The sequence below is a fragment of the Roseinatronobacter ekhonensis genome, assembly GCF_900499075.1.
GTDB classification, from domain to species: domain Bacteria; phylum Pseudomonadota; class Alphaproteobacteria; order Rhodobacterales; family Rhodobacteraceae; genus Roseinatronobacter; species Roseinatronobacter ekhonensis.
Genome location: NZ_UIHC01000078.1, coordinates 1 through 8448, shown reverse-complemented (window position 1 = coordinate 8448; position 8448 = coordinate 1). Strand labels below are relative to the sequence as shown.

The window sequence follows — 8448 nt, the reverse complement described above, 5'->3', positions numbered from 1 at the left end:
TGATCAGAGCTTGAAGCTCAGCACGGTCGGCGGGGCCAAGGTAAAGGCAAATGTCATTGCGTCTCATGTCCCGAATATAGCACATCAGGCCCTCAATGGGAATCCTGTGTCAGGTGGGGAACACTAGGTTGACATAAAACACCGTACCGGGCCGCGCGAGCAGTGGCAGCAACCGTTCCCCCTTGCCGGGAGAGGCCGGAGCAACCCGCAGATCGGCCTGCCCGAAAGCGGGTGCGCTCGCGATCTCTGCCAGAAGTGCGACAGTCAGATTGCCATCCAGCGCGATCATCCCGCGCCACGGGGCCCCATCGCTGGCCAAACGCCCGTCGCGCAGCGGGGCAAGAACCTTGGGCCCCGCCATTTCCAGCGAATGCACATCGGCAATGGCGGCGATCAGTCCGCCCGCGCCCTCTATGGCCATGTAGGTGTCGGTGGGCAGGTCCGGCGCGCGGTAAATATGGGCCACGCCCACACCCCGCGCCGCCATTTCTGTCAGCAGCGCATCGCCCGCCGTGTCGCGGCCCACAGCCGCCAGCACGTCGGGGCGGGCGCCCGCGCGCACCAGCGCCATCGCAATATTCAGCGCCACACCGCCGGGAATACGGGTGATCCGCCCGGCCACGTCCGACCCCACGCGCATGGGCGCGGGCGTGCGGCCGATGATGTCCCAAAGCGCGGCGCCAATGCACAGAATGTCGGTCGGTCGTTCCATTCGCAAGGTGATGGTCGAAACCTGCTGTCTTGGCAAGCCCGCGCGCACCGCATAGGCAAAGGCATGCAGATGGATGATCCCGAACGCTGGCTGTGCCATTATGTGGGCGGAGCGTGGCGTGTGCCCTTCAGCACGCGCATGGCCGCCGTGCGCGACGACCGTGGTGCAATTCTCGGGCAGGTGGTGCTGGCCACGGCTGAAGATGTCGCGCGGTCGGAACGTTACTTGCGCCCCGCATCCGCGCAGGATGACCGGCTGTATCAGGGGCTACTGTTCCAGATGTCGGGTGTGCCGGTTCCGCGCCGCGCGCCGCCGAACGGCATCTTGCACGGCGCGGTCTACCTCGCGCTGTCGAATGACGCGGTTTTCGCCATTGAACTGGCCAACCGCGTAGCCCGCGCCGGGCTTCCACCCGGCGCCTTCGCTTTGCTGTTTCAGGCGTAAAAACGGCTGCCGAAAACGCGCGTTGCCGCGTCTTGCCGCGTTGTACCCTGTGCCGCCAGTTCCGCATCGGTAACGTGGCTCAGCGCCGCGACGCGCCGATAAGTCGGAGAGAGCTGCGCCATGCGTTCCAATACGCGCACCAGCGCGTCCGAAAACGGCTCTGCCGCCGCGCCGTTTTGCTCTATGTTGGTTGTTACACTTGCCATGTCATAGTCCTTTCCCAGAGACGATACGCCTCCCTTGGGGTCAAGTTAGGTCAGGGTAGCTGCCCTTACCACGCCCAAAACGGAATGCCCGCCTTGCATCCTGTGCAAGCCTCCGCACGAAAAGGGTTTCTTAACCATTGCCTGCCAATATCGTGCCATTCATTAATCATAAAGTTCTCGCTTTGTGCTTATGTATCGTGTAGAACATGTCGGGAACAAACGGGCGATTGCCGCAACCGGCGCGCTGTGAAATAAGGGGCGAAACAATGGCTGTAGCGGACCTGCTGAACATGACCGACAAAAAAGCGGCGGAAAAACAAAAGGCGCTCGATTCGGCGCTGGCCCAGATCGAACGGCAGTTCGGCAAAGGGTCTATTATGAAGCTTGGGGGCGAAAATGTCCTCAAGGATATAGAGGCGACCTCGACCGGCTCGCTCGGACTCGATATTGCGCTGGGGATCGGTGGCCTGCCCAAAGGCCGGATCGTCGAGATTTATGGACCGGAATCCTCTGGCAAGACGACATTGACGCTGCATGTCGTGGCAGAAGAGCAGAAAAAAGGCGGCGTTTGCGCCTTTGTCGATGCCGAACACGCACTTGACCCGCAATATGCCCGCAAGCTGGGTGTTGATCTGGATGAATTGCTCATCTCTCAGCCGGACACGGGTGAACAGGCGCTGGAGATCGTCGATACGCTCGTGCGTTCTGGCGCCGTATCGCTGGTGGTGGTCGACTCGGTTGCGGCGCTGACGCCGAAGTCAGAGCTGGAGGGCGATATGGGCGACAGTTCGGTCGGCGTCCATGCCCGCCTGATGAGCCAGGCCATGCGCAAGTTGACCGGCTCTATCAGCCGTTCGAACTGCATGGTGGTGTTCATCAACCAGATCCGCATGAAAATCGGTGTCATGTTTGGCAGCCCCGAAACCACGACCGGCGGCAACGCTCTGAAATTCTACTCGTCTGTGCGTCTGGACATTCGCCGCATCGGCTCCATCAAGGACCGCGATGAAGTGGTTGGCAACCAGACCCGCGTGAAGGTCGTCAAGAACAAGGTCGCGCCGCCTTTCAAACAGGTTGAATTCGACATCATGTATGGCGAGGGCATCTCGAAAACAGGCGAATTGCTGGATCTGGGCGTCAAGGCCGGCGTGGTCGAGAAATCTGGCGCGTGGTATTCCTACGGTGATGAACGCATCGGGCAGGGGCGTGAAAATGCCAAAGGGTTCCTGCGCGAAAATCCGCATCGCGCGCTGGAGATCGAGGATAAAATCCGCGCGGCGCACGGGCTCGATTTTCACATGGCCGAAGGTGACGCGGACCTGACCGAAGATTAGAACAGGGGCCATACAGGATTTCGGCGCGGGGTGTGGACAGCCCCTGCGCCGGGGGCTACACCGTGCCATCAAGACAGCACGCGCAAGCGCCCGGAGTGTGACATGGCCAGCCTCAACGATATCCGCTCGACCTTTCTCGATTTCTTCGCCCGCAACGGCCATCAGGTGGTCGACAGCTCACCGCTTGTGCCGCGAAACGACCCGACGCTGATGTTCACCAACTCGGGCATGGTGCAGTTCAAGAACCTGTTCACCGGGGTAGAGCATCGCGACTACCAACGGGCGACCACCAGCCAGAAATGCGTGCGCGCGGGCGGCAAACACAACGACCTCGACAATGTCGGCTATACCGCGCGCCACCACACGTTTTTTGAAATGCTCGGCAATTTCAGCTTCGGCGATTATTTCAAGTCCGAAGCGATCCCCTTCGCTTGGGACTTGCTGACAAAAGACTTCGACATTCCGAAAGACCGCCTGCTCGTCACCGTCTACCACACCGATGACGAGGCCGCGGATATGTGGAAAAAGGTCGCTGGACTGACCGATGACCGCATTATCCGCATTCCCACCGACGACAATTTCTGGCGCATGGGGCCGACCGGCCCCTGCGGCCCCTGCACAGAGATTTTCTTCGACCACGGCCCCGATATCTGGGGCGGTCCTCCGGGCAGCCCGGACGAAGACGGCGACCGGTTCATCGAGATCTGGAACCTTGTTTTCATGCAGAACGAACAGCATGATGACGGGCGTTTGACCGAATTGCCCAACCAGTCCATCGACACCGGCATGGGTCTGGAACGCATCGGCGCGCTGTTGCAGGGCAAGCATGACAATTACGACACCGACCTGATGCGCGCGCTGATCGAGGCGTCTGCAAACGCCACGTCTTCGGACCCCGATGGTCCCGGCAAGACCCATCACCGCGTGATAGCGGACCATTTGCGCGCCACGTCTTTCCTGATTGCCGATGGCGTGTTGCCGTCCAATGACGGGCGCGGCTATGTGTTGCGCCGGATCATGCGCCGCGCGATGCGGCACGCGCATATGCTGGGCACGCAAGATCCGGTCATGCACCGGCTTGTGCCCGCGCTGGTCACGCAAATGGGCGCCCATTTCACCGAGTTGCGCGAGGCGCAGGCACTGATCACCGAAACCCTGCGCGCCGAGGAAACCCGTTTCCGCCAGACGCTCGACCGTGGTCTGAAACTGCTCGATGCAGAACTGGCCGATCTGTCGGATGACCAGAATCTACCCGGTGCGACGGCGTTCAAGCTGTATGACACATTCGGCTTCCCGCTCGATCTGACGCAAGATGCACTGCGCGAACGCGGTCGCAAGGTCGATGTGGACGGGTTCGATGCCGCGATGGACGAGCAAAAGGCCCGTGCGCGGGCCGCGTGGTCCGGCTCTGGTGAGGCCGCGGACGCAACCATCTGGTTCGACATTGCCGACCGCAAAGGCACTACGGAATTTCTGGGCTACAAGACAGAGACAGCCGAAGGGCAGATCCTGTCGATTGTGGCAGACGGGGCGGAGACGGACCGCGCCGACGGAACGGTGCAGGTCATTACCAACCAGACCCCATTCTACGGTGAATCGGGTGGGCAGGTCGGCGATAGCGGCTTCATCCGGACGGCAACCGGCCTTGCCAGAGTGAGCGATACGCGCAAGGCGGCGGGGCTGCACATCCATATTGCCGAGGTGACAGAGGGCCATATCGCCACGGGCCAGCCCGCCAAGATGGAACTGGACCATGACCGCCGCAGCGCCATCCGCGCCAACCACTCGGCGACCCATCTGCTGCACGAGGCCCTGCGCCGTGCCTTGGGCGAGCATGTCGCGCAGCGTGGCTCGCTCAATGCGCCGGACCGACTGCGTTTCGATTTCAGCCATGGCGCGGCCCTGAGCCCCGAGCAGATCAAGCAGGTTGAGGCCGAGGTGAACGCGTTCATCCGCCAGAACAGCCCGGTCGACACGCGGATCATGACCCCGGACGACGCGCGCGCGCTTGGGGCGCAGGCGCTCTTTGGGGAAAAATACGGCGACGAGGTGCGCGTCGTGTCGATGGGGACGCTTACAGGGTCCGGCAAGGGCGCAGAGGGTGACACCTATTCGCTGGAGCTTTGCGGCGGCACCCATGTCACGCGCACCGGCGATATCGGCGCTTTCGTGGTGCTGGGCGATAGCGCCAGTTCCGCCGGGGTCCGCCGGGTCGAGGCGCTGAGCGGGCAGCCTGCGCTGGATTATCTGCGCGCCCAGGATCACCGCTTGGCCGATGTGGCGCTTGCGCTGAAAACATCCGGTGCCGATGTCCCCGCCCGTGTTCGCGCGCTAATGGACGAACGCCGCGCGCTGCAAAACGAGGTGGCACAACTCAAGCGCCAGATCGCCATGGGCGGCGGCGCGGCAGAGGACGCGCCGCAGGATGTGGGCGGCATCAAGCTGATCGCGCGCGTCATGCAAGGGGTCGGCGGCAAGGATTTGCCCGCGCTGATCGACGCGATGAAGGACAAGATGGGCAGCGGCGTCGTGGTGCTGGTGGCCGATACCGGCGCCAAACCCGCCGTAGCCGCAGGCGTGACCGCCGATCTGACCGACCGTATCTCTGCGGTCGATCTGGTGCGCGCTGCCGTGACCGAATTGGGCGGCAAGGGTGGCGGTGGCCGTCCCGACATGGCTCAGGGCGGCGGCGCCGATATCGCCGGGGCAGAGGCCGCGCTCAAGGCCGCAACAGATCATATAGCAGGAGTATCCGCATGAGTGCGCTCTGGATTGCCCATGTCACCGTCACAGATGCTGACGCCTATGCCCAATACGCCAGCCGCGCGACCACGGCGATCGCCGATCATGGCGGTGTGTTCCTTGCGCGTGCGGGCCGCGCCGTCCAGCTTGAAGGGCAGGGACACCCGCGCAACGTGGTCGCGCGTTTCCCTTCGGTCGATGCGGCGGTCGCTTGCTACAATTCTCCCGCCTACCAAGAGGCGTTGAGCTTTGCCAAGAATGCCGCCACCCGCGAATTGGTCGTGGTGGAAGAGGTCGACTGAACTTTTCATCCTTGTTCAAATATCCTCGGGGGGGTCGCCATTGGGCTATGGCCAATGGCGGCGGGGGCAGACAGCCCCCGGACGCATCGGGTCACACGAACGGATCGGTCGGGTAGCTGACCCCGGTCAGGCACAGCCCGTCAGGCGGGCTGACAGGGCCGCAGGCGGTTCTGTCCCGCGCCTCCAGAGCCGTTTTCACATCCTCGGGCGCCCATGCGCCCGCACCAACCCGCTCCAGCGTGCCGACAATGCTGCGCACTTGATTGTGTAGGAATGATCTTGCGCGCAGGTGGAAGCTGTATTCCTGCCCGCCGGGTACATCCCGCGCCTCTATGTCCAGACCATCCAGTGTTTTAAAGGGGGAGTGCGCCTGACACTGGCTGGCGCGGAAGGTTGTGAAATCGTGCTGCCCAAGCAGATGGGTCGCACCGGCCTGCATGGCGCGCAGGTCAAGCGCGTGTCGGACATGCCAGACAAAGCCTGCCTTTAGCGCGGGCGGCGGGCGGCGCGACAGCAGCCGGAACGTATAGCGCCGTTCGCGTGCCGAGAAGCGGGCGTGAAAATCGTCGGTCACTTGCGCGCAGGCCAGTATCGCAACGGGCCGCGGTTTCAGGTGATGGTTCAGCGCCTCCATCAGGCGGAACGCGTCCCAGTCGCGGGCCGTGTCGCAATGCGCGACCTGCCCGGTCGCGTGCACGCCGGTATCTGTGCGCCCGGCGGCGGCGATGCCGGGAACATCCGGTTCCAGACGGGCGAGCGCGGTCTCTATCGCGCCCTGTACCGACGGCAGGTCGCGCTGGCGCTGCCAGCCGCAGAATGGGCGGCCATCATACTCGATTTTCAGGGCGTAGCGGGGCATGGCGCTTCGGTTAGCGCCAAGTGCCGCGCAATGCAATTACCCTTCCGCATCCAATATTGCGCGCAGGCCGGTTCGGTAATCGGGGTAGTGCGGCTGCCAGCCCAGTTCGCGCTTGATCCGGTCATTGCGCACGCGCTTGCTTTCGGAATAGAAACTGCGCGCCATGGGCGACAGGTCGGCGTCCTCGAAAGCGATCTCGGGGGGGGGCGTCATCCCCAGCAACTCTGCGGCATGTGCGATCACGTCTTGCGGCGGGGCGGGGTCATCATCGCACAGGTTATACACCGCCGAGCCCTTATCCGACTGAATGCTGGCCAGAAGCGCTGCGCCGATATCGTCGCGGTGGATGCGGGAAAACACCTGTCCCGGCTTTATAATCCGTTGCGCGGTGCCATTGCGCAGCTTGGCAAACGGGCCGCGACCGGGGCCATAAATCCCCGCCAGCCGCAGGATGTGCAGGCGCGCGGGCGTCACCTCTTGCCAAGCGGCTTCGGCAGCGACGCGTGCGCGCCCGCGGGCTGTGCCGGGTGTCAGCGCGGTGTCCTCATCGACCCAGCCGCCATTATGGTCGCCATAGACGCCGATGGTCGAAAGATAGCCGACCCAGTCCAGATGCGTGGCGGCGGCAATTTGCGCCCCGTGCGCGGCCAGAACGGGATCGCCCTCTGCCCCCGGCGCGACCGAGGTCAGAAGATGCGTCGCGCGGTCCAGCGGAAGGGGGGTGCCCGGCCAGATCAGCGGCTCTACCCCGTGTCGTGCCATCTCGGCGGCGCGCGCGTCGCTGCGGGTGGTTCCGATCACCTGCCAGCCCAGCGGCAACAACCGCTCTGCCAGTGCCTGTGCGCTATAGCCATGCCCGATGGAAAGGAGTGTTTTGGTCATACTCTCAATATCGGTCCGCTGCCCTGCCAAGACAAGCGCCGATTGAGGTATGTCAAAGACAGGTTTCGCGGATTTCGCTAGAATGGAGCATCAGATTTCAGACAGGATAGTGCCGATGAAAGATGCCGATGCCCAAGCGAACCCCGCCGCACCAGATTTCGTGGTAGAGCCTGCCGAAACCACTGACCCAGTCCGCCTGAAAACCGCGCCCGCGAAATACAACTGGATGCCGGACCCCGCCAAGCTGACGCATGACGAGATCCGCAAGTTTTTCGAATCCGACCGCTACCCCTATCGCTACAAGATGGCGCGCGCGCCCTACGAGGCCGAGAAGGCACGCCTTCAGGCAGAGCTTTTGAAGGTCCAGAAATGGGCGATAGAGACGGGCGAGCGCTTTGTTTTCTTGTTCGAGGGGCGGGACGCCGCCGGCAAGGGTGGCACGATCAAGCGGTTCAACGAGCATCTGAACCCGCGTTTCGCGCGTGTGGTGGCGTTGAACAAGCCGTCTGAAAGCGAATTGGGCCAATGGTATTTTCAGCGTTATATCGAGCATCTGCCGACCAGCGGCGAAATGGTGTTTTATGACCGGTCTTGGTACAATCGCGCCGGTGTCGAGCGGGTGATGGGGTTTTGCACGCCAACCGATTATCTGGAATTCATGCGCCAGGCGCCGGAATTTGAGCGGATGCTGGTGCGCTCGGGAATCAGATTGTTCAAGTTCTGGTTCTCTGTCACGCCCGAAGAGCAGCGGCGCCGTTTTTCCGCGCGCGAGACCGACCCGTTGAAACGCTGGAAGCTGTCGCCCATCGACAAGGCCAGCCTTGGCAAATGGGATGAATATATACTCCGAGTCCTGCAGAAGCCGAATTTGTTGACTTGACTGCTGGGTTTGGAACGATTCAGCTATTGCTTATGATCCGCCCTGACTTTCTTTCCTCACCAGCCCGCCTCGAGCTTGAGGCTTGCG

The 8448-nt window shown here is 62.7% G+C and carries 8 protein-coding genes and 1 pseudogene; 5 read left to right on the top strand and 4 right to left on the bottom strand.

Annotation, left to right across the window (positions count from 1 at the left end):
* Positions 1–109 precede the first annotated feature (109 nt).
* The gene (locus tag ROE7235_RS17945; protein WP_370743929.1) at positions 110–811 is read right to left on the bottom strand and encodes a PfkB family carbohydrate kinase; all 702 of its coding nucleotides are present in this window, start codon (positions 809–811) and stop codon (positions 110–112) included.
* Here ROE7235_RS17945 and ROE7235_RS17940 point away from each other — a divergent pair.
* A complete protein-coding gene (locus tag ROE7235_RS17940; RefSeq protein WP_147434259.1) occupies positions 782–1156 on the top strand; it encodes a hypothetical protein in 375 nt (124 codons plus the stop codon). The two genes, ROE7235_RS17945 and ROE7235_RS17940, sit on opposite strands and share 30 nt — an antisense overlap.
* Here ROE7235_RS17940 and ROE7235_RS17935 read toward each other — a convergent pair.
* The gene (locus tag ROE7235_RS17935) at positions 1147–1362 is read right to left on the bottom strand and encodes a hypothetical protein (RefSeq protein WP_121097028.1); all 216 of its coding nucleotides are present in this window, start codon (positions 1360–1362) and stop codon (positions 1147–1149) included. The genes ROE7235_RS17940 and ROE7235_RS17935 overlap by 10 nt on opposite strands.
* A 266-nt stretch (positions 1363–1628) precedes the next feature.
* Here ROE7235_RS17935 and recA point away from each other — a divergent pair, with 266 nt between their 5' ends.
* The 3 genes from recA (at position 1629) to ROE7235_RS17920 (ending at position 5740) form a co-directional block, all read left to right on the top strand.
* Entirely contained in the window at positions 1629–2696 is a 1068-nt protein-coding gene (gene recA / locus ROE7235_RS17930; protein WP_121097034.1) for a recombinase RecA, read from the top strand.
* A 102-nt stretch (positions 2697–2798) separates the two neighbouring features.
* Positions 2799–5456: an alanine--tRNA ligase gene (alaS, locus tag ROE7235_RS17925; RefSeq protein ID WP_121097026.1), complete on the top strand. Its 2658-nt coding sequence runs from the start codon at positions 2799–2801 to the stop codon at positions 5454–5456.
* Positions 5453–5740: a DUF1330 domain-containing protein gene (locus ROE7235_RS17920; protein ID WP_121097025.1), complete on the top strand. Its 288-nt coding sequence runs from the start codon at positions 5453–5455 to the stop codon at positions 5738–5740. The genes alaS and ROE7235_RS17920 overlap by 4 nt, the downstream gene beginning before the upstream one ends.
* 91 nt (positions 5741–5831) lie before the next feature.
* On the opposite strand, the gene truA is transcribed toward ROE7235_RS17920, so the two are convergent.
* Together truA and ROE7235_RS17910 are read right to left on the bottom strand one after the other, a co-directional pair.
* Entirely contained in the window at positions 5832–6599 is a 768-nt protein-coding gene (gene truA / locus ROE7235_RS17915) for a tRNA pseudouridine(38-40) synthase TruA (RefSeq protein WP_121097023.1), read from the bottom strand.
* A 36-nt stretch (positions 6600–6635) separates the two neighbouring features.
* On the bottom strand, positions 6636–7481 hold the full coding sequence (locus tag ROE7235_RS17910; protein WP_121097021.1) for an SDR family oxidoreductase: 846 nt from the start codon (positions 7479–7481) through the stop codon (positions 6636–6638).
* 226 nt (positions 7482–7707) lie between these two features.
* Between ROE7235_RS17910 and ppk2 the strand changes: the two are divergent.
* Positions 7708–8322, top strand: a pseudogene (gene ppk2 / locus ROE7235_RS17905) (polyphosphate kinase 2); the annotation flags it as partial.
* Between the last annotated feature and the right edge of the window lie 126 nt (positions 8323–8448).

Bases quoted from the DNA above. Each gene is read 5' to 3' on its own strand.
- ROE7235_RS17935 (WP_121097028.1), bottom strand. From the start codon at position 1,362: ATGGCAAGTGTAACAACCAACATAGAGCAAAACGGCGCGGCGGCAGAG.
- ROE7235_RS17945 (WP_370743929.1), bottom strand. From the start codon at position 811: ATGGCACAGCCAGCGTTCGGGATCATCCATCTGCATGCCTTTGCCTAT.
- ROE7235_RS17940 (WP_147434259.1), top strand. From the start codon at position 782: ATGGATGATCCCGAACGCTGGCTGTGCCATTATGTGGGCGGAGCGTGG.
- ROE7235_RS17910 (WP_121097021.1), bottom strand. From the start codon at position 7,481: ATGACCAAAACACTCCTTTCCATCGGGCATGGCTATAGCGCACAGGCA.
- ROE7235_RS17920 (WP_121097025.1), top strand. From the start codon at position 5,453: ATGAGTGCGCTCTGGATTGCCCATGTCACCGTCACAGATGCTGACGCC.
- recA (WP_121097034.1), top strand. From the start codon at position 1,629: ATGGCTGTAGCGGACCTGCTGAACATGACCGACAAAAAAGCGGCGGAA.
- alaS (WP_121097026.1), top strand. From the start codon at position 2,799: ATGGCCAGCCTCAACGATATCCGCTCGACCTTTCTCGATTTCTTCGCC.
- truA (WP_121097023.1), bottom strand. From the start codon at position 6,599: ATGCCCCGCTACGCCCTGAAAATCGAGTATGATGGCCGCCCATTCTGC.